Here is a 20,408-nt window from a genome sequence, read left to right on the forward strand (position 1 = left end):
TATATTTACAGCTTCTTTTGTTAGAAGGGAGTATCGCAAGCCTGCGGTACTCCCTAGTACTTTGTTAAACCGACATTCAAACCGACATTCAAACCGACATTCAAACCGACATTTTGATGTCGCTTACTAGCCTCGATTGATCCATAACTCCGATAGAAAGATTAATTTTTTTGAGATATTGACGATGCTCTCGGCTTTAGAGCTGGCGGATTTTTTGAATGGACAAGTTATTTACCATTTACATTCATCATTACTACCATTAAACTCTTTCAAAAGTTCAAATTCTTCACTTGTTTGAAAGCTTTTATGGTTTTATGGTTTGCTCCATCGCAGCATTGACATATACACTTGAAAAAGGAGAAGTTATGGAATTAAATTATATTGAGCCACCAAGCATTGGTGAAATCCTTCGAGAAGAATTTATGGAGCCGATGGAACTAAGCGCCTATGGCATTGCACAAGCAATTCATGTTCCTGTTTCCAGAATCCAAGACATTCTGCATAATAGACGAAAAATCACGATTGATACCTCTCTCCGGCTCGCAAAGCTATTCGGTGTTTCGGATGAATATTTCATCAATATGCAGAATGATATCGATATTCGAATGCAGAAAAGAAAGCTTGATCTCGAACTACAACAAATTAAAACAATACAATATGCATAATGGTACTATACAAGAGAATTGTAGAAAAAATGTAGCAGGCTCAGACTACCCCTCTTTCTGACCATTATTGCATACAACATAATTTTTATATTTACAGCTTCTTTTGTTAGAAGGGAGTATCGCAAGCCTGCGGTACTCCCTTGTTCTTTCCATTCTCTACCTTTATAATAGAGAAAAACATTTTATGAAAATGTACATTTACACAAAAATATAAAACAGGAGAAGCCTATGGAAGTGCAAAGACCTAGATATCTAAAGCGTTTAATCGATAAAAAGAATAATGGAAGGGTAAAAATCATCACCGGCCTTCGGCGATGTGGAAAGTCATACCTGTTATTCACGCTATATAAAAAATATTTGCTCAGTCTTGGCATCAAAGAGGAGCAAATCATTACCATAGCTTTGGATGAGCTTCGCAACATGCAGTATAGAAATCCCCTTACATTGGATGCTTACCTTCGGGAGCGCATGCAACCGGAACAAAACTACTATATCTTTATTGACGAAATTCAATTTGTGGAAGAAGTAGAGAATCCTTATATCAAAAACAGTGAAAATAAAATTGGCTTTGTAGACCTTGTTTTAGGCCTGATGAAACTTCCCAATGCGGATATTTACATTACCGGCAGCAATTCAAAGATGTTGTCCTCTGATGTTCTGACTCAGTTTCGGGACAGAGGTGATGAAATTCGGGTATATCCCTTTTCCTTTGCAGAGTTTTCCTCCTGCTATGAGGGAGATCCCAGACTGGCTTTCGAAGAATATTGTCTATATGGCGGGATGCCTACCGTCCTTAGCAGGAAAACGCCGGAAGAAAAAAGCGAATATCTGAAAAATCTCTTTCAGAATACCTATATTAAAGATGTGATGGAGAGGAACCGTATTGGCAAAGAAGCCTTTATTCTGGAAGATTTACTGGATATTGTTTCCTCTTCCATTGGCTCCCTTACCAATCCAAGAAAGCTGGAAAATACTTTTCAATCGGAAAAAAATATCAAAATCTCTCAGCTAACCATCAGCACTTATTTGGATTATTTTATTGATGCCTTTTTGATGGAAAAAGCCAGAAGATTTGAAGTGAAAGGGAAAAAATACATTTCTTCACCCTACAAATATTATTTTTCCGACACCGGTCTCAGAAATGCCAGACTGAATTTTAGACAAAACGAAATGACGCACATTATGGAAAATGTCATTTACAACGAACTCCGTATGCGTGGCTTAAATGTGGACGTGGGCGTAGTGGAGCAAAACTATAAAAATGAAGAAGGCAAAAGAGCACGGAAAAATCTGGAAATTGATTTTATAGTGAATCGAGGAAGTAATAAATATTATATTCAGTCAGCCTTACATGTAGACAGTCCGGAGAAAAGAGCACAGGAAACAGCCTCCTTAAAGCATTCCGGAGATTTCTTTAGAAAAATAGTCGTTGTAAAAGACTATATCCTCCCAAAGCATGATGAAGACGGGATTCTTTACCTTGGCGTAGAGCAGTTTTTGTTGGATGAAGGAGCTATAGATTTATAGAAGGAGAACTTATGCCAACTGAAAGTATAACAAAGAGTTTTATAGTATCAGGGAAAGAGCAGGTCGAAAAATTTGCTAATGCTATAGAAGAATCATACCAGGAGTCTTTGACAAGAAAAAAGGACTCTTCTTTACGTATTACACATCTTCGGGATGCAGCCGAAGTGAAGGAATTTTTGGAAAAAAGAGGCTATAAAAAATCAAAGTAATAAAAAGATTTTAGACAATATAGGCTTGAAGAGAGCTTATCTTAGCCCGTTGAAACTTACTGAAATTCTGAGAACTGAAGGACTGTATAAACAATGAGTGGAAGCGATTGCAGTATGGGGCTGTAATAGGGACAATCTGAGCCCGTAAGTATATGAAGACAGCCTGCGTAGCGAAAGACTGTAGAACTTGATGAGTCAAAGCGACTGATGCAGTATGGACATGAAAGAGGGCAATCTGAGCCCGTCAGTACTTACTGAAAGCGAGCTAAAGCGAAGCTTGAAGTTAGTACTGCTACGAAGGCGAAGTTAGCGGGAGCGTGCCCGATTTCATGCCTATACTGCATCGGAGCTTATTCTTAAATATTCACAGTCCCTCATTACGAAGGTGAGGTTAGCGAGAGCCCGCCCGATTTCATTCCCATACTGCATTGGAGCGAACACTTTTGATGGTTACAGTCCCCTTTACGCTACAAAGAAATACCTCTCCAGCATCAAACACAAAGCATGATAAATCGGCAGATGCAGCTCCTGAATCTGATACGTCTCACTGGACGGCGCAATCAAAGAAAGGTCCGCAATCGCTCTGCCCTTTCCCCCGTCCTTTCCTGTCAGTAAAATGCTGGGGATGCCCATAGCCTTGGCAAGCTTTAGCGCATAAGAAACATTTTTGGCATTTCCGGAAGTGCTGATACAAAAGAGCAGATCCTCCGGCTTGCCGTAACCAAGGAGACACTGGGCATAAAATAAAGTTTCGTCCTGGTCATTGCTAAAGGCAGTGTGCAGGGCGGTTTGACTGCTGAAGGAAATGGCAGGCAGTCCCTGCTCCAAATGCTTTTCGAAGTAAGAGGCCTCCTCTTCTCCGAAGAGCTTTTTTACGTTGGACAGAAGTTCAGGCGCCAAAGGACGCTTACTGCAAAAGGCCTTCATCAACTCGCCTACGATATGATCCGTATCTGCGGAGCTGCCCCCGTTACCGCATAACAGAAGCTTGCCTCCCTTATCGTAGCTATCCCGCATCATGGTAAAAGCCTGCCAGATATTCTCTTCGATTCCGGAAAGTACCGGGTAACGCTGTATCAGGAGAGTCAATTCCTCCCTCGCCTGTTCTTCTTTTTTGTTCTTTATTTCTATAGCCATTGCTTCATCCTCCTTTATGCTTTGGAATTTCTCAAATTCCAATCCTCATTGTAGCGTATTTTTCATTTCCAGTCTTTTCTTCTTTCTGATTTTTTGCCTATTTTTTGGAAAAAAAAGAAAAAGGAGCAAAAGTGGAAAAGAAGTTCTTGCAATCTTGTATACAAAGTAATAGAATCACTTGTAAGGATAACCTTACAAAAAGAATAAAGCTTCTCAAAAAATATAAGTAAAATACTAAACTTGATAAATAATACTGATTTTTGTATTCGAGGAGTAGTAATGGAGAAGCAACAGTTAGAAAGTAGCAATTAAAAAGTAGCAATCAAGAAATAACCATCAAGAAACAGCAATACGAAAAGGAAAGGAAAAACAACAATGAACAAGAAAGTCTCTTACGGAAAGCTCATATTCCAACGACTCCTAGGCTTGGTTCTGGTGACCGCCCTCTCCGCAGGTTGTGGAGCAGCCATGGAAAGCCAATCCGGAAGTCCATCCAAAAACCAATCCACCAATAAAGCGGAAGATCATTCTACAGAAGCAAAGTCCCCGGAAGCAAAGTCTCCTGATGCAAACTCGACAGACGAAAAATCCAAAGACGCAAGCTCCACCGGCGCAAAGGATAAGCTCAAGCTCTGCGTCACCACCAGCTTCTTGGAGGATATGGCGGAGGTGCTGGGAGGAGACAGCGTAGAAATCAGCTGTATTATCCCAAGAGGAGAGGATCCCCACACCTATGAGGCGAAGCCCGAGGACTTAAAGAAGATGCAGAGTGCCCAGGTGCTTTTCTACCACGGCTTACATTTTGAGGGGAAAATGCAGGATGCCCTGAAGGCACAGGGGGGCGTCATGGTTTCCAAGGATTTCCCGGAGGATAAGGTCATTCAGGCCTTCCAAGGAGAAGATGTGCCGGATCCCCATTTTTGGTTTGACCAAGACCTGTATGCACAGGCAGTCTCCACCATGGCGGCAACTTTGGAAGAAAAGCTTCCGGAGGAAAAATCTATTATCGAAGAAAGAAAAGAAGCCTATCAGAAGGAGCTGGAAGAGCTGAAAGCATATACCAAGAAAAGACTTGAGGAAATTCCCAAGGAAAGTCGAGTCTTGCTTACCCCCCACGATGCCTTCCAGTATTTTTCCAGAGCCTACGGTATAGAAGTGAAAGCGCCCCAGGGGGTAAGCACGGACGGCGAAGTGTCCGCTTATGACATGGCGGAAACCGCGCAATTTATCGTAGACCATAAGATTAAAGCCATTTTCACGGAATCCACTACCGACCCCCAGCGCATGAAGAAGCTCCAGGAATCCTGCAAGGAAAAGGGCTTTTCCGTAGAGGTGGTGGAAGGAGAAAAGGAAGGAGAGGGCGGACTCTTTAGCGACTCCCTGGGACTCCGAGGAGAGGCGGGAGACACGTACCTCACTATGGTACGCTACAACGTAGACCTGATTGTAGACCACCTGAAATAGAAGGAGAAGAGGATGGATGCAGAGAACTTTTCCTTGGCGCAATTCTCCCACGCAAATGCCGGCAGTCAAGCCGTGCTTACGAACACGTCTGTGATGCCCTCCGCCATTTCCTGTCAGGGACTTTCCGTCTCCTACGGGGAAAAAGAAGTGCTGTCCCGACTTTCCGTAGAGATTCCGGAAGGAAGCATGACCGCCATTATCGGGCCCAACGGCGCCGGAAAAAGTACTTGGATGAAGGCGGTGCTGGGGCTTCTTCCGAAAAATGCCGGAACCGTCCGCATTTTCGGAGAAGAAGGGAAAAAAGCGAAAAATTACCTTTCCTATATTCCGCAAAGCACCAAGGTAAATTGGGACTTTCCCATCACTGTGGAAGAGGTGGTAGAGATGGCGTCCTACAAAAAACGAGGCTGGTTTCTTCCTATTAGAAACGAGGATCGGGAGAAAAGAGACAAGGCACTGGAGGAAATGGGCTTAACAGAACTACGAAAACGGCAGATTAGCCAACTTTCCGGAGGGCAGAAGCAGAAGGTTTTCCTGGCGAGAGCTCTGGCGGAAGAAGCCAAACTCTTCCTCTTAGATGAGCCCTTCGCCGCAATTGACCAAAAAAGCGAACGAAGCATCACGGAAAAGCTGAAGGAATTCAAGAAAATGGGAAAGACCATCCTCTGCATCCACCACGATCTGAGCCGTTTGCAGGAGAACTTTGATTATATCCTGTGGATTAAGGCGGGAAGCTACGGCTTCGGAAGAGCTGAAGAGGTATTGAGCCCTGAAAACGTAGAAGCCATTTTTTCATACTAAACCATGTTTGCATAAGAAAATTGCTATTTCTCCATAAGAGGCTTGCTCTATAAATGAGATTTCCCGATACAGCAAGCTTCCCCATAGAAAGCGAAAGCCTATGTTCTTTTTATCCTATGATTTCTTTGTGATTGCCCTCCCCCTGGGGGTGCTGGCCCTCAGTGCTGCTCTCGTCGGAGGAATTCTTCTCTATAAAAAGCAAAGCCTGCTGGGAGATGCTCTGGGACACGGAACCTATCCCGGAGTGATTCTGGCCTATATGCTCTTTGCCACCAAGTCCCCTAAGATTCTTGCCCTGGGCGCTGCATTTACAGCCTTTTGTACTCTCCGCATTATCCAAAGCCTCACGAAGGAAGAGCAGGGAATGCGGGGAGAAAGCGCTCTGGCGCTAAGCCTAAGCGGAATGTTCGGACTGGGAATGGTTTTAAAAACTGTAATCACGGGAAATCCCCACTTTGCCAAAGCCTCCCAATCCGGCCTGAAAAGCTTTCTCTTCGGCTCCGCAGCCTTCCTGCAAAAGGAAGACTTTGTTCTGATTCTCTTCTGGAGCTTGTTTAGTCTAAGTCTTTTCTTCTTATTTAGAAGGGCATTTTGTTTGTATTGCTTTGATCCGGAATATGGAGAATTTCTGGGGGTGGAGGAGAGGAAAATGCATATCCTGCTCCGGTTTCTTCTGATTCCCCTCCTTGCCCTGGGCATCAAAATGCTGGGGGTGCTTCTGATGGCATCCTTTTTGGTTCTGCCAATGCTTTTTGCCAGAGAGCTGTCCGGAAGGCGAAACGTCATTTTCCTGCTGGCGGGACTGCTATCCCTATTCTATTCCCTATTGGGAACAGGCCTAAGCCTAAGCCAAAAAGGCTTTTCCACCGGAGCCGGCATCATCGTACTGATGGGAGGAAGCCTTATGCTACTGCTTATCCTGAAAGAGCTCCGTGCCGGAATCCAAAGCTTAGGTCACAAAACATCGTCATGAAACTACTGAAAAGTTTCTTTCTGAAACCACTGAAAAGTTTCTTCCCATAAGAAAGGAGTGCCATGCCGGAAATCTGTCTGGTCTTTCTTCTCTGCGCTATAGCCACAGGCATGCTCAGTCCCTATGTCTATTATAGAAATTGCAGTATGTCCATAGATGCCCTGTCCCACACCTCTCTATTGGGGATCGTCCTAAGCTTTAGCCTCATCAAAGACCTGTCCTCCCCCCTGCTGATTTTGGGCACAGGGGTTTTCGCCCTCTTCACCTTCTATTGTATAGAATTGCTACAGGAAAAGCTTCGTTGGAAAAGAGAGGAGAGTCTGGGCTTTCTCTTCCCCTTCTTCTTTGCTCTGGGCATACTTCTTTTAAGCCTATATTACCGAAACGTCCATTTGGACACGGATATGGTGCTGATGGGAAATCCCTTCCTGATACCCTTCCAAAGAACTCTGGGGATGCCTGTCGCTTTTTGGAAAATGCTATTCTGCCTGGTCTTAAACACCGCCTTTCTGCTGATTAGCTACCGTCCCATGAAGAAGCTGCTTTTTGAAGGAGAGGAGGCGGGGCAAATGTCAAAAAGTCAAAGACATCTTCATTATGCCCTGCTCTTTTGCATCGTCATCACAAGCATATCCTCCTTTGATACGGTGGGAGGAATCCTGACCATTTCCCTCTTTGTAGCCCCCATTGCCGTGGCAAGACTATACAGCAGGAATCTGCGGGAATGTATTCTCTATAGCATAGCCTTTGCTCTGCTACACGCTATAGTGGCGTTAATACTATCCTTCCGCTTCAACATCTCTCTATCCGGATGCTGCGCCTTTGTCGGTATGCTGGACGGGTTGATACAAAATGAATGGAAGAAGGCGCATCGAAAAGGAGCTGCCATTCCTGTAAAAGCCGGGTGATTTTATATAGAGGAAGGCAGCCATAGTCTATTTTCACAAAGCAAAAAACTTGCAATTTAAGAATATTGCTTAAATAAGAGGCGTGAAAATATTAAAATGAGGAATAATGACGGAAACGCTTGCGTTTTATTTAGAAAGGGTTTATATTCCCTGTAATGGAGAAGAAAAAAATTGAATAATTGCGACTATGCAACACAGAAAAAGAAAGGAAGAGGTCTGTAGTAAGAGTCTATACAGGAGGCCAGATGACACAGAACCGGGAGGACTATATCAAAGCGGTTTTTAAGATTGCTGAACGCGAAGGAGAGGTCAGTAATCAGAGAATTGCGGATAGTTTAGGAGTTTCCAGGGCATCAGCATCAGAGATGGTGAAGAAACTGATTCAAGAAGGTTTTGTAGTAGCAGAGGGGAGACAGCTATCCTTGAGCGCAGAGGGAGAGCGGATCGCCAAACGCATTTTAAGCAGACACCGTTTGTGGGAAAGCTTTTTGATGACCAAGCTTCAATATGAAGAAGCGGAAGTCCACGAACAGGCGGAGCAGCTGGAGCACATCAGCGATGAGAAGCTGATAGAACGTTTGAACGCATATTTACATTTTCCGAAGACCTGTCCCCATGGGGCAATCATCTATGAAAATGAAGACAAGGCGTAAGAACTCTTTTTTGTGCGCATAAATATAGGGAGAAAGGACTTCTTCCGAATATTTTGCGCGAAAATAAAGCTGAGAAGAAAAAGAAACAAGAAAAAACTAAAAAAATATTAAGAAATATTGCACAGAAAATCGAAGGAACGAGAAGATATTTAAAGCATTTTGAATAGGCGAAAAATGGGATAAAACGGGAAAAACCCTTTTCATGACATTTAAAGGGCCTTTCGCGCAAAGTCTATTGAAATAAAAACTGCTTTTGCTAGTATACGGGATACAGAGAAGGAACGCCCGCAACATCGAGCCTGAACTGTACTGAGTAAGAATAAGGAAAGAAGATTCTAAAGAAAGTAGAAAAGCAATCTTAAAGGAAACTTCCGGAAAGTCTAAGAAAGCCTGAGAACTTTTCGAAAGTCTGAAAGAAAGCTTTCGGATTCTTTCAAAGGATTGTAAACCCAACAGTACGAAAAAGGTGGTCGATGGCATGAAGAATTATCGTAGAAATAATTATATAGGGAAGATGAAGAAGGGATTCAAGCAGAAATTATCCTTGCTGATGATTGCTTGTCTTTTGTTCACCGGCTATCGTGGACTTACCATTTCCGGACGAGCAGATTCCTCTCACACCGAACAGAATAACGAAATCGAAGTAAGCGGAACCCAGGTAAAGGTACAGCTCCTTGGCGCGGATCTTCGGAGAGCGGCTACAGAAGCTATCCTGAAGGGCGAGAAAGTAGGAAAGAGCAACCTTCGTTCCTACAGCAAGGATCAGGAACTGGCGACAGAGTTTGAAGAGTACTTTGACGGAGAGAAAGAGATTTACAACATTCCTCTGAACAGTATTGCTGAGAATCTGGAAGAAAGCCTGAACGCTGAAGAAGCCGGCTTACAGATTTATGTAGAAAGAGATGCGAAGGACTTAGATAGACTGGTTCGTAAGGAAAGTAAAGAAAGCTTACTGCTCTACAGCAAGGAAAGTGCAGTGGCAGGACTTCTTCCTAAGAAAGAAGAAGCAACAACGGTTTCCTTAACAGAAGAAGAGAAAGCATCTGACAGTAACCTTGAAAGAAACACAGAGTTAACCGGAAGTGAGCTCATCACCTTTGTGTATGAGAACAAGTCTACAGAAAGAATGACCTTCCAGCTCTCTGTTGATGGTAATAAATATCCGAAAGTAACCGTAGCTTCCAAGACAAGCCTGTTCAAGCAGTTCTTGGGCGATGCCAAGAAAGCACAGGCAGAAGCTAAGAATGCCAAGGCTACAGAAGCTAAGGCTGAAAGCACAGAAGCACAGACTGTAGAAGCTTCCAAAGCAGAAGAGAGTTCTACCGAAGCTAAGCAGGAAGTGGCAGAAAGCAAAGCAACAGCAGAAACTAAAGCTACAGAAGAAAGCAAGGCTTCCGAGGAAGCGCGTAAGGATGATTCAGAAGTAGCAATCGTAAGTACCGCTGCAGAAGCAGTAGCGGAATCCACTGAAGCTAAGGCTGAGGTGAAGACAGAAGCTTCCGAGGAAGCAACAGAAGCTAGAGTAGAAGCTACTGAAGCGGAAGTTAAAGAAGCTGCAGCTAAAGCCGAGACAGCTCAGGCTGAAAAGGCAACAGAAGCACAGAAAGCAGTTGTAGAAGACAGTAGTCTTCTGAAAGATATCACAGAGCACAGTGAAGAAATCCTTTCTGAATTACAATCTATTCGTTTTACCCAGTACAGCTTGAACGAACTTGGCAGAAAGAGCCAGAACGTAGAAATCGAAGGATTCGGTAACGTACAGGTATTCTACGACGAAGCGGCATTTGACGGCGACGTAGTATTAGAAGCAAAGCGTCTCTTCAAGCCGGAAGAAGAAGCAGAAGGTGAAAAGCTTTCCGAAGAGCAGGTTAAAGTTCTGAAAGAGCATTCCATCTACGACGATGCAGCTAGCTTGGATATCCGCTTTGTGGATAAGAAAGACAGCGCTGTAGAAGTAGAGCCAAAGTCTCCGGTATCGGTTAGAATCAGTATTGATAAGAAGGCTTTACCAGCAGATGTGTCTTCTGATGAAATCTCCATTCATCATTTGGTGGAAAATGATGAAACAAAAGCCATTGAAAAAGTTGAAGTAGTGGTTCAGTCCTTAAAGGCTAAAAATGAAGAGGCTACAGAACTTAATGAAACTACAGAACCTTTGGTAAAAGAAGAAAATAAAGAAGAAACAATCACTAAAGAGTTTGTTGTGGATTCTTTCTCTCTATATCAGATTAACTGGAATGACAGCGCTGTACAGTATTGCCCACCAATTATATTCCATTATGTGGATAAGAACTTTAATGAAATTGGGCCAACGGTTAGGACAGTAAAAACGTATAAAACAGGGCTGGAAAAGTATATTAAAAAAGAGGGATCAGATCCAAAAACTTGGCAGTTGGAAGTGCCTGGTGATGCTCAAGGTGATATTAATATCTTTGATAAAAGCAATAAATCAGGAGAGGCGTATAAAACATTCAACGGATATGATTTTCTGGCTGCTTATCCATATAGACCAGGCTTAGATAATCTTGATAAAATAGTTAATGGGCACACTAACGATTATTTCGATATTAATTATAAATATAATCAAGACGCTAATACAAAATATAACGGAAATTTCCGCAGTGGGATAAGTAAGATTGATAACTTGGGTTATATCATTGATGGGCAAAGATATGTTTGGTACACACTGAGAAAAGGAACAGGTCATTACGAAAAGAATTGCGCATATGAATTTTATTTTGTCTATGACTTAGAAAATAAAACGGGACAAACTATTCAGGATGAGCATGAAGAAAGTAATGAAAAGTACATTACCAACAATCTAGATGGAACCTATGACTTAACTTTAACGGCTAAGACAAGCTATAAAAACAAAGAAAAGTTGGATGTTGTATTCCTTGTAGATACTACAAGAAGTATGAATTTACCATTCGGCACAGAGAATGGCTTGGCTCGATATACAAGTAATGATTATGAGACCACAGGAAATAGCCGTAAAGCTAAAGTTAATGAGCAAATCAATAAGTTAGTAGATAGCCTCTCCCAAAATGAAAACTACGATCTGCAATATGCGCTTGTAGGATTCGGAGGAAATAGAACAGTAAATGTAGCGGATAACCGATTTGTATATAATAATGTTTCGGTTATGGATGCGAACGGAAATGAAATTAAGAAATACAGCGTTCCTATTATTGGAGAGAATGATCTTACAATTGAAGATACTCCTTATAACGATGCTGAAATTTATGGTTATACAAAAAATGCAGCGGAGTTTAAACAGAGACTGAAGAGCCTGCCGGAAAATCAAGGTGAGGTAGATGGAAGAAACTACTCAGCAGGAATCATTGGACTAAGATATGTTCTTGACGGATTTGGAAAAACAGCAATAGCAAACGACAAAATTCGAGATGGCAATGCGCCTAGATCTGATGCCAAGAAGATATACATTATGATATCTGATGGAGATCCTACTTATAGCTATACAGCTACAGACGGTCTTTATGATGATACAATCATGAGATTCAAGTTTGGAAATGATAGATTCCAATACGAAAAGAACTTAGCAAAAGGCTATACTTATGGAAATGGTAGAGATTTCAGTAGAGTGGGCCTAAATCAGGCAAGAGGATATTTGGCTCAAGTAGGAGGATATTCCGCCTTCTATACAATTGGAGTTGGTAACCAGCAAAACTGGAAGCATTTGAGAGAATTAACCGAAGAGCATGGTTATGACTTAGATCCAAAGTGGGCATCAATCGGAAATAGAAAGTATATTCGTTCCGGTACACCCCTTGCAAAAGGTGCAGACGGTCAGATTTTTGATGGATCCACTCCTGATAATTTGGCAAATAGCTTTAAGCAGTTATCTGATAAGATTGCACCAAAGAAAGCAACGAACATTACTATTAAGGATACATTTAGTGAAAATGTGGACTTAGTAGCCAACACAGAACTCGTTGCAGAAATCTATAAGCTTGCTGACAACAATGTGGAAACGGTTGGAAGCGCATTGACTCCAGATGAATATCATAAGTTAAATCTAAATAAACTGGTACCTGAAAAGTCCTGGAACAAGGTAAAAAACAGGCAAGAAATAGGGTTAAAAACAGATCCTGAGGACTTTGAATTACCGGCAGGCTATGAGATTCGACTTACAGCTAAGATTAAACCAAGTAAGATTGCTTATGAAAAGCTTAGAAAAGGCGAGGCAGAAAAAAATATCGGTGAGGCAAGAACGGATTTAAATGATATTTACAAGACATACTTAAACGGTCGAAAATTTGGCCCTGATGAACAGTATGGAGCTTCAACGGATATTAAAGGCCTTTTCACTAATGATGAAGCAAAGTTTAATTATAAGTGGAGAGGACAGCCTCAAGAAAAGCGCTATAATAAGCCAATCATAAAAGTACAACAGAGAGAAATTGTTATCGAAAAGCAGATTCTTGGACTTGAAGGAAAAGCATATTTAGAGGGGCAAACTTATAAGAGTAAAGAAGGAAGCTCAAAATCAGGATTTACAAATCTTGGAATTGCAGTTTTAAGAGATATTAATTTTACGGTATATGAAGTGCAAGATGATGGAACAGAAAAAGAGTATGTTAGCTTCAAGCTTTATCAAGATGGCAACAGCGAAGATCAAAGCAAAGAAGGAATCATCAAAGTAGGCGACATTACTGTAAAGAGACATCAAGTTGTATACAATGCAGCGTATGATAGATTATCCTTAGGCTATACAATATCCGGATTAAATCCGAATAAGAAGTACAGGGTTGTGGAAACAGCTCCAAATAAGTCCTACGGATATCAAAATCAGGAACATTTATATAAGTTCATCAGTAAAGAAAATAATACTGAAGAAAAGCCATTTAAGCTAACAGAGAAATCACAGGTGGTAGTTGTAAATAATTACAACAAAGAGAAGCCTAAAAAGAAAGTTACTATTGAAAAGTTAGTGGAAAATGCGCTTAAATCTGATGGCTATGTAAGCGAGGAAGATAAGAAGAGAGACTTTGATTTTTACCTAAGGGTATATCATCCGGACACAAAAAATGCTCAAAATAAGCCGATACCCGGAAAAGCATTTAGCATACAAGAGTTGGAAGAGTTAAAGAAAACATTCCCAACTAATGTACAAAATAAATTTACGGATATTGTTGAAGTACCCCCTCAGTCAGGAGTTTATGCTCTACATTTCAAGCTTAGGAACAAGGAAAGACTGGAATTCTCATTAGATGAAGATTTGAAGTACAGTTTTTCAGAGTTGAAAGTTGAAGGATTTACACAACCTGAAGTGTACAAGAATAAAACATCAGAAACTGATTTGGATTACTGCGACTTAGTACCGGATTCTGCAGCAAAGTACTGGTTTACATGTGACAGATTAAGTGTTAAAGATCATTATTTTGTACAATTTGTTAACAAAACGACCAAGGTTCCGGTTCCAACCGGTATTGTAAGAGATATTACACCATACCTCTTCGGAATCTTTGGATTTGTAGCAATGGCAGGGGCATACCTCACCATTAGCAAAAAAAGAAGAGAAGTATAAGACTCCTCTTCAGCACATTCTCAATTAAACATTCACCCGCTTCTGCTACAGATACATCTGTTGCAGGACAGAAGTTGGAAAAGAACTTCGTAACAGAAGACCGACGAAAGGAGTTGAAATGGCGACTCCTGCGTCACTACAACAGCTGCATCTGTAGCAGAAGCGGATTGAATATTTGCCTTTAGTAACACTATCGGCAAAGAAAAAACAAATATAAGTCTTTTTTCTTAGGAAAAAGAAAGGAGGTTCAGACATGGTACGGCATGGTAAATTGGCGAGGGAACGCCCACGAAGCCGAAGGATGTATCTCGATACAACGTGAGCTGAAACTCAACAAGTCACTTTAATAATTCGAAGGGTCGCGCCTTCTAATTATAAATCACACAACGTTTCTACTATTTTTTAAAAAGGAGAACAAGATGAGAAAGAATTTAAACAAGCTTGCAACTCTGGCATTATCCGGAATGATGGTAATGTCTATGGCTGTGCCTGCATTCGCACAGGATGTAAAGTTTGAGAAGAGAGTCCACACCGATGGTAAGACTCTCGCACCAAAGACAACATTCAATTTTGAGGTTACTCCGGCTAAGAATGCAGGATCTTATACCTACACTGGATCAGACAAAAAGTCTCACACTGAGGCTACTAAGCCGGGACCTGCTAACGGTGTTACCATTACAGGTGCTGAATTTGCTCCTAAAGCTAAAAAATTCGGAGATGAGACCGGCGCAGATTATGGAATCTTCAAGTCTAATGCTAACATCCACGTTGATGAAAGCAAGTTCACTGATTTAGGATTCTACGAGTATGACATGCACGAGGTAGATGCTAAATACGAAGGTATCTACTATACAAAGTCCGAGTTTAAGATTTTCGTTTTAAAGTATTTAGATGCGCAGAATAAGGCACAATTCACTACCACTGTGGTACGTGTAAAGAGGGGGGCTGACGGAAAAATTGACAATACCAAGGTTGAAGGTATTGACAACAACTATGGTAGAGAGTTGCCACCACCCGAGAATCCAGATATTCCTCCTGTAACACCTCCAGAAAATCCAGATAATCCTTATGATACAACTCATGAAGTGACTGTAAGAAAGAAGATTTTTGGATCCTATGCTAACCACAGTGAAAAGTTCCAGTTTTATGTAACAGTAACTCCAGCAGATACAAAAGGACAAACTGGAAGTGAGTTATACAACATTAATGCGGAAGGAAACATTAAATTAAACGGAGTAGAGGCATTAACTGCGGGTGTAGAATCTGGACCGTTTGAAGTTGGTGAAAACGACGGATTTACTATTACCGGTTTAACAAAGGGTGACAAGGTAACCGTTCGAGAGGGTAATAACACCTATACAATGACCGCTGGAGCAGTTGCAGGAAAAGAAGACTTTATTAAGAATCTTGCAGTTTCCGGATTTGAAGCTAGCTTCAATGCCGTTAAGGATGATGCTGCAGTAGATATCAAGAACACTAAGGATGTTGTTACTCCTACAGGTATCGTTATGAATGTTGCTCCTTACGCTATGATGCTTGCAGTTGCCGGCGGATTAGGTGTAGTATTCATGAACCGCAAGAAGGAAGAGGAATAAATCTTTCCAACTTATAATGTTTTCAGAATATGGCGTTAACTTACCGTAGAGCATAAATTCTTCTTCTCCAAAAATAGCACGAAAGTAAGAAAACAAGATATTTTGAATCAGTATCAAAAACTCCGGGTGGCTTTGCCACCCGGAAGGGATACTGAAAACGTATGTAGATTGGTTTTTTGAAGCTTTCAAGAAACCCATGTACACACGGTGTACAGCAGGAAAAGGAGTGGAAAGGACAAAGAATGGATGTAGCAGCAAAAGCCGCTAAAGCCGGTGATAGAGTTTTATCTATGCTGGCAATTGTCCTCATGGTTATCATGTTAGCATTTGGTGGATACTCCCTTTGGGACACTTACATCACAATGTCAGGTGCATTCTTAGGAAGAGATTTACTGAAGTACAAGCCTTCAGTGGAGAATCCGGAAGAAACCAGATTAAGTCTGGAAGAGTTACTAAAAATCAATCCGGATACAAGAGGCTGGATAACCATTGACGGAACCCACATTGACTACCCCATGGTTCAGGGAAGAGACGACATGGAGTATGTGAACAAGGAGGTAACAGGAGAGTTTTCCCTTTCAGGGTCAATTTTCTTAAGCGCCTATAATAAGGCGGATTTTTCGGATCCCTATATGCTGACCTATGGACACCATATGGATAACGGAGGGATGTACGGAGATGTCATGGAGTATATTGATAAAGATTACTTCGATAAACATCTCACAGGAAATCTTTTTATGCCGGACGGCAGAGCACGCAAGATGGAGGTTTTCGCCGCTATCGAATGTGATGCTTATGACCATAATATTTATCAAGTAGACGGCAAAAAAGGGCACATTATGGAACTGGTGGAATATTTGAAAAAGCATTCCACAAACTTTAGAGATATCGGGATGAAAGAAAGTGATCAAGTCATGGCACTCTCCACCTGTGTATCGCTGGAAACAAATGGTAGGGTTGTTGTATTAGCAAGAGTAAACCCATAAAGGGAGGAAAACGGAAATGAAAGCAAAAGACATTTTAATAAAGGCTGGTACAGTATTATCAGCGGTGCTATTCCTTTCCGCAGGATTGGGATTCTCATCCCAGGCAGCTGCGCAAAGTGCAAGCTTAAAGATTCCGGTAAAGATTAGCACATCAGGCGCTGCACCGGAGGAAACCTATACAGTTACGATTGAAAGAGATCCTTCCAATCCAAACGCTCCATTACCATCACCGAATCAGGTTAGCGTTACAGGAAACGGAGCAAAGGATTACATCCTGGAATTTCCGGAGATTGTATATACCACAGAAGGTGACTACAAGTATACAATCAAGCAGACTGTAGGAACACAGAGCAATTTCACCTACGACAGTAGAACCTATACACTTTTGGTAAAGACCACGGAAGTTACTAGAGATGCCAATGGAAATGCCGTATCTCCATATATTTTACCGGTATTCTGGGTAGGAACCGGAGAGAATTCTGCAAAGCACGGAGATATTTCTTTCTATAACCGTTATAACAGAGGCGGTGGTGGAAATCCTCCTAGCCCGAATCCAGGTCCTAATCCTGGCCCAAATCCTAATCCAAACCCGAACCCGAACCCGAATCCCAGTAATCCTTCCGTACTTGGTGCAACAAGACCTAGTAGCGTAGAACCCGGAGTGCTCGGTGTAGATAGAGAGCCAAAGGTTCCTGAAGTATTGGGAGCATTGAGACAGGTAGCAACCGGAGATGCAAGCTTCATGGCATTATACGGACTCTTTGCAGCATTATCCCTCATGTCTCTTCTTTTCTGGGGACTTGGTTATAAAAAGCAGGGACAGAAGAAAGAGAACAGAGGCTAAATCTAAAGATTCAGCCATATACAATCAACTAAGGATTTGATTCGATGCGATTTCTTCAGAATCGCAAAAACCCAAGGATGGACAAGCCGCAAGGCACTTCAGGCTAAGCAACTTCATTGACGAATCATAGCTTAAGTTGAGCGAAAGAGGAAGAAGTGAAAAGCACCTAATGCTTATCCTAAAAAATATAAGTGCAAAAGTTGTAGAAGCAACTGGTGTGACACCGTGGGACATGGTGTTATATGTCCTAGATGAAAATCTATTTGTTCTAAAAAACTTCCAAGTTAACCTTGGAAGTTTTTTGTACTATAATAAATCATAAGTTATAAATATTTACAGGCTATAAATATTCACAGGCTGTATGCTTGAAAAGTTGAGTCATGCAAAGATAAGGCTTTTTAAAGCTACATCATACTTAGAGGACGAATAGTTTAATCACATAAGAGAAAGGATATAATGCAATAAATAGAAATATAGAGCAAAGGATAGCAATGGATAAGAAAACAACAGTATTTTTAGCAAAAAAATTATTTACAGAATTGGTCTTTAATACCGCCTATATCGAAGGGGTGAATGTAACCTTTCCACAAACACAGACGATACTGGATGGCGGAATCGTGAATCAGGTACCGGTTTCCGATATACAGACAGTGCTGAACCTAAGAGATGCCTGGCGTTATTGTATCAACAACTTTGAAAGCACGACAAACTTTAACTTCCTTTGTAAATTAAACGAAATGGTATCTCGCAATGAAAGCTTGGCTTGGGGAAGTTTGAGAACAGGCAAAGTCGGCATCAGCGGAACGGAGTATATGCCTGAAATACCCAAGGAAGAAGAAGTAAAGGAAGAGCTACATAAGATTCTTTCCATATCCGATACGGTGGAGAAAGCATTGGAAAGCTTTTGCTATATCGTCTATCATCAGCTCTTTTGGGATGGGAACAAAAGAACAGCAACAATATTTGCCAGCAAAATACTTATGGAAGCAGGGATAGGGATTCTTAGTATCGGAAGGTCTGAAGGAGAGAAGTTTAACGAGTCTTTATTACTGTACTATGACACCGGAAATAGTAAGGAATTAAAGGAATGCTTGATGACTTGCATACTTTCGATGTAGCACGCAGAATAAACGATATAATATGCTGTAGGAGGGGGGGATATTTATGTGTGATAAAAGTCAGCTAAATAAAATTACCAGTCAAATCGTAGAAGCTTACCGTGATATTTACGGACAATCTATTAAAAATATAGTCATGTATGGATCATTCGCCAGAGGAGATTTTGATGATGAATCTGATATAGACTTTGCTGCGATAGTGGTAGGAGAAAGACAGGAATTACAAAAGAAACTGGAAGAAGTATGGGATAAAGCTTCGGATATCGGCTTGGAGCATGATGCAGTAGTTTCACCGGTTGTAATACCTTATGAAGAATTTCTTGTGTATAAAGATAAGCTACCTTATTACCGTAATATAGATAAGGAGGGCATTATCGTTGGATGACTTAGTACAATACAGAATCGATGTAGCGAAAGAAAAATTGAAGTCTGCCTATATACTTTTAGAAGCAGGACAATATAAAGATTCCATTGGTCGCTCCTACTATGCTTTATTTTCAGCAGTTAGGGCTGTACTGGCTAAAGATCAAGTAGACTTTTCTAAACATGCCGGAGTAATCGCTTACTTTCAGAAAAGCTATATTAAAACAGAGATATTTGAAAGAAAATATTCTAAATATCTGAGCAGTGCTTTTCAAATTAGAAATAGCTGTGATTATGATGATTTTTATATTGTCTCGAAAGCCAATGCTGAGGAGCAGTACAGAAAAGTCAAAGAAATGATAGATGTGATTATAGACTATCTCTGTAAATTGGAAGAACAATAAAACATTTTCCTCATTCTATGTTATAGTAGTTAAGAAATTATCAATCTATCCTTGGGGTTAGATGAAAAAAGTAGCTTAAGAAACTTGAAAAGTATTGAAACGAAAAACTCGAACAATGAAAGAACATGGAGGAAAAGTCCAATGGCATTACAAGTAGAAAAAGGAAGACCTGCGCAGAATGAAGGCAGAAGCAAGAAGGAGCTTGCGGTTTATGATTATCTGGACAAGCAGGGCATTGCCTATGAGAGAGTAGACCATCCTGAGGCTCATACCATGGAAGATTGTATTCCCATCGAAGAAGCTTTGGGAGCTAAGGTTTTCAAGAACCTGTTTTTAACCAATAGTAAGCATAGCTATTATTATCTACTCTTAATGCCGGGAGATAAGCCCTTTAAGACTAAGGAGCTTTCTTCCCAGCTTGGGGTATCCCGTCTTTCCTTTGCTGAACCGGAGGAGATGGAAGAGGTGCTGGGATGTACACCGGGTTCTTCCTCCATTTTCGGACTGATTCATGACAAAGAGGATCTGGTAGAGCTTTTGGTGGATAAGGATCTGATGAAGGAAGAATATCTCTGTGCCCATCCCTGCCATAACATTGCCACCTTGAAGGTAAAAACCTCCGACCTTTTCGGAAAGTTCTTAAAGTCCACAAAGCACTATAAGACAGAGGTGCAATTAAAGGGCGAGGAATAGGACAATAGAAAAAGACGGAGTGTAAATAAAACGGTAAGAATATCGAAACTCCTTGACATAGGGCGAGTCTCCATGCTATCCTATAGCAGAACTTGGGGCAACGCCCTATTTTTTATGCACTAATTTCGTAGTCATGCGAAGTTAAAAATCATTGGAGGTGAAAGCCGTGCGTACAAAGATTATATTAGCATGTACAGAATGTAAGCAGAGAAACTACTTTATTACCAAAGAGAAGAAGCTTCATCCGGAGCGTATGGAAGTAACAAAGTTTTGCAAGTTCTGTAAGAAGCACACGCTGCATAAGGAGACAAAGTAATGCAAGATGAAAAGAAATCCGGAGGAGCCGGATTCATTGCAGGGTTAAAATCTGAATTTAAGAAGATTGTTTTCCCCACACGTCAGGAAGTGATTAAGCACTCTGTTGCAACCATCGTTCTTAGTGTGTTGGTAGGCCTTTTGATTACAGGTTTAGACATTGCTATGAAGTGGGGTCTTGGATTGATTCTTGTAAAGTAAA

The 20,408-nt window shown here is 41.3% G+C and carries 19 protein-coding genes; 18 read left to right on the forward strand and 1 reads right to left on the reverse strand.

All coding sequences use genetic code 11. The features are described from left to right. The first annotated feature begins 365 nt into the window (after window positions 1-365). The 3 genes from RDQ32_RS02050 (at window position 366) to RDQ32_RS02060 (ending at window position 2,401) form a co-directional block, all read left to right on the forward strand. Complete coding sequence (locus RDQ32_RS02050; RefSeq protein ID WP_040649615.1) at window positions 366-665, forward strand: HigA family addiction module antitoxin; 300 nt, start codon at window positions 366-368, stop codon at window positions 663-665. Between the two features lie 228 nt (window positions 666-893). Continuing rightward, window positions 894-2,192 carry an ATP-binding protein gene (locus tag RDQ32_RS02055; protein ID WP_308578939.1) on the forward strand — a complete coding sequence of 433 codons (1,299 nt, stop codon included), beginning with the start codon at window positions 894-896 and terminating at the stop codon, window positions 2,190-2,192. A gap of 11 nt (window positions 2,193-2,203) precedes the next feature. Beyond that, on the forward strand, window positions 2,204-2,401 hold the full coding sequence (locus RDQ32_RS02060; RefSeq protein ID WP_308578940.1) for a hypothetical protein: 198 nt from the start codon (window positions 2,204-2,206) through the stop codon (window positions 2,399-2,401). A gap of 462 nt (window positions 2,402-2,863) precedes the next feature. Here the strand turns inward: RDQ32_RS02060 and RDQ32_RS02065 are convergent, their stop codons facing one another. Beyond that, window positions 2,864-3,538 carry an SIS domain-containing protein gene (locus RDQ32_RS02065; RefSeq protein WP_308578942.1) on the reverse strand — a complete coding sequence of 225 codons (675 nt, stop codon included), beginning with the start codon at window positions 3,536-3,538 and terminating at the stop codon, window positions 2,864-2,866. A gap of 375 nt (window positions 3,539-3,913) precedes the next feature. On the opposite strand from RDQ32_RS02065, the gene RDQ32_RS02070 reads away from it, so the two are divergent. The 15 genes from RDQ32_RS02070 (at window position 3,914) to secE (ending at window position 20,407) form a co-directional block, all read left to right on the forward strand. Next, window positions 3,914-5,002, forward strand: coding sequence for a metal ABC transporter solute-binding protein, Zn/Mn family (locus tag RDQ32_RS02070; RefSeq protein WP_308578943.1), 1,089 nt, complete (start codon window positions 3,914-3,916; stop codon window positions 5,000-5,002). 12 nt (window positions 5,003-5,014) lie between these two features. After that, window positions 5,015-5,803 carry a metal ABC transporter ATP-binding protein gene (locus tag RDQ32_RS02075; protein ID WP_308578945.1) on the forward strand — a complete coding sequence of 263 codons (789 nt, stop codon included), beginning with the start codon at window positions 5,015-5,017 and terminating at the stop codon, window positions 5,801-5,803. Window positions 5,804-5,903: 100 nt separating this feature from the next. Further along, window positions 5,904-6,776 carry a metal ABC transporter permease gene (locus RDQ32_RS02080; RefSeq protein ID WP_308578946.1) on the forward strand — a complete coding sequence of 291 codons (873 nt, stop codon included), beginning with the start codon at window positions 5,904-5,906 and terminating at the stop codon, window positions 6,774-6,776. Between the two features lie 62 nt (window positions 6,777-6,838). After that, complete coding sequence (locus RDQ32_RS02085) at window positions 6,839-7,684, forward strand: metal ABC transporter permease (RefSeq protein ID WP_007158196.1); 846 nt, start codon at window positions 6,839-6,841, stop codon at window positions 7,682-7,684. A gap of 245 nt (window positions 7,685-7,929) precedes the next feature. Next, window positions 7,930-8,337, forward strand: a complete 408-nt coding sequence (locus RDQ32_RS02090; RefSeq protein ID WP_007158195.1) for a metal-dependent transcriptional regulator — start codon at window positions 7,930-7,932, stop codon at window positions 8,335-8,337. Between the two features lie 478 nt (window positions 8,338-8,815). Further along, complete coding sequence (locus tag RDQ32_RS02095; protein ID WP_308578947.1) at window positions 8,816-13,888, forward strand: hypothetical protein; 5,073 nt, start codon at window positions 8,816-8,818, stop codon at window positions 13,886-13,888. 419 nt (window positions 13,889-14,307) lie between these two features. Next, the gene (locus RDQ32_RS02100) at window positions 14,308-15,483 is read left to right on the forward strand and encodes a sortase (protein WP_308578948.1); all 1,176 of its coding nucleotides are present in this window, start codon (window positions 14,308-14,310) and stop codon (window positions 15,481-15,483) included. A gap of 242 nt (window positions 15,484-15,725) precedes the next feature. Continuing rightward, complete coding sequence (srtB, locus tag RDQ32_RS02105) at window positions 15,726-16,469, forward strand: class B sortase (RefSeq protein WP_308578949.1); 744 nt, start codon at window positions 15,726-15,728, stop codon at window positions 16,467-16,469. Window positions 16,470-16,485: 16 nt separating this feature from the next. Further along, on the forward strand, window positions 16,486-17,313 hold the full coding sequence (locus RDQ32_RS02110) for an FctA domain-containing protein (protein ID WP_308578950.1): 828 nt from the start codon (window positions 16,486-16,488) through the stop codon (window positions 17,311-17,313). 491 nt (window positions 17,314-17,804) lie between these two features. Next, entirely contained in the window at window positions 17,805-18,431 is a 627-nt protein-coding gene (locus RDQ32_RS02115; RefSeq protein ID WP_308578952.1) for a Fic family protein, read from the forward strand. Window positions 18,432-18,477: 46 nt separating this feature from the next. Beyond that, complete coding sequence (locus tag RDQ32_RS02120) at window positions 18,478-18,816, forward strand: nucleotidyltransferase domain-containing protein (RefSeq protein ID WP_308578953.1); 339 nt, start codon at window positions 18,478-18,480, stop codon at window positions 18,814-18,816. Then, entirely contained in the window at window positions 18,809-19,198 is a 390-nt protein-coding gene (locus RDQ32_RS02125) for a HEPN domain-containing protein (protein WP_308578954.1), read from the forward strand. Before RDQ32_RS02120 ends, RDQ32_RS02125 begins: the two co-directional genes overlap by 8 nt. Window positions 19,199-19,339: 141 nt before the next feature. Next, window positions 19,340-19,891 carry a prolyl-tRNA synthetase associated domain-containing protein gene (locus tag RDQ32_RS02130; RefSeq protein WP_308578955.1) on the forward strand — a complete coding sequence of 184 codons (552 nt, stop codon included), beginning with the start codon at window positions 19,340-19,342 and terminating at the stop codon, window positions 19,889-19,891. A 166-nt stretch (window positions 19,892-20,057) separates the two neighbouring features. Beyond that, window positions 20,058-20,207, forward strand: coding sequence for a 50S ribosomal protein L33 (gene rpmG / locus RDQ32_RS02135; protein WP_007158184.1), 150 nt, complete (start codon window positions 20,058-20,060; stop codon window positions 20,205-20,207). Then, entirely contained in the window at window positions 20,207-20,407 is a 201-nt protein-coding gene (gene secE / locus RDQ32_RS02140) for a preprotein translocase subunit SecE (RefSeq protein ID WP_007158183.1), read from the forward strand. Before rpmG ends, secE begins: the two co-directional genes overlap by 1 nt. Window position 20,408: the final 1 nt, after the last annotated feature.

It is taken from the genome of uncultured Oribacterium sp. (assembly GCF_902481605.1).
Taxonomy (GTDB): domain Bacteria; phylum Bacillota; class Clostridia; order Lachnospirales; family Lachnospiraceae; genus Oribacterium; species Oribacterium sinus.

Coding starts and splice junctions, on each gene's coding strand:
- RDQ32_RS02090 (WP_007158195.1), top strand. CDS start 7,930: ATGACACAGAACCGGGAGGACTATATCAAAGCGGTTTTTAAGATTGCT.
- srtB (WP_308578949.1), top strand. CDS start 15,726: ATGGATGTAGCAGCAAAAGCCGCTAAAGCCGGTGATAGAGTTTTATCT.
- RDQ32_RS02075 (WP_308578945.1), top strand. CDS start 5,015: ATGGATGCAGAGAACTTTTCCTTGGCGCAATTCTCCCACGCAAATGCC.
- RDQ32_RS02050 (WP_040649615.1), top strand. CDS start 366: ATGGAATTAAATTATATTGAGCCACCAAGCATTGGTGAAATCCTTCGA.
- RDQ32_RS02060 (WP_308578940.1), top strand. CDS start 2,204: ATGCCAACTGAAAGTATAACAAAGAGTTTTATAGTATCAGGGAAAGAG.
- RDQ32_RS02065 (WP_308578942.1), bottom strand. CDS start 3,538: ATGGCTATAGAAATAAAGAACAAAAAAGAAGAACAGGCGAGGGAGGAA.
- RDQ32_RS02085 (WP_007158196.1), top strand. CDS start 6,839: ATGCCGGAAATCTGTCTGGTCTTTCTTCTCTGCGCTATAGCCACAGGC.
- RDQ32_RS02115 (WP_308578952.1), top strand. CDS start 17,805: ATGGATAAGAAAACAACAGTATTTTTAGCAAAAAAATTATTTACAGAA.
- RDQ32_RS02055 (WP_308578939.1), top strand. CDS start 894: ATGGAAGTGCAAAGACCTAGATATCTAAAGCGTTTAATCGATAAAAAG.
- secE (WP_007158183.1), top strand. CDS start 20,207: ATGCAAGATGAAAAGAAATCCGGAGGAGCCGGATTCATTGCAGGGTTA.
- RDQ32_RS02120 (WP_308578953.1), top strand. CDS start 18,478: ATGTGTGATAAAAGTCAGCTAAATAAAATTACCAGTCAAATCGTAGAA.
- RDQ32_RS02130 (WP_308578955.1), top strand. CDS start 19,340: ATGGCATTACAAGTAGAAAAAGGAAGACCTGCGCAGAATGAAGGCAGA.
- RDQ32_RS02095 (WP_308578947.1), top strand. CDS start 8,816: ATGAAGAATTATCGTAGAAATAATTATATAGGGAAGATGAAGAAGGGA.
- RDQ32_RS02080 (WP_308578946.1), top strand. CDS start 5,904: ATGTTCTTTTTATCCTATGATTTCTTTGTGATTGCCCTCCCCCTGGGG.
- RDQ32_RS02110 (WP_308578950.1), top strand. CDS start 16,486: ATGAAAGCAAAAGACATTTTAATAAAGGCTGGTACAGTATTATCAGCG.
- RDQ32_RS02100 (WP_308578948.1), top strand. CDS start 14,308: ATGAGAAAGAATTTAAACAAGCTTGCAACTCTGGCATTATCCGGAATG.
- RDQ32_RS02070 (WP_308578943.1), top strand. CDS start 3,914: ATGAACAAGAAAGTCTCTTACGGAAAGCTCATATTCCAACGACTCCTA.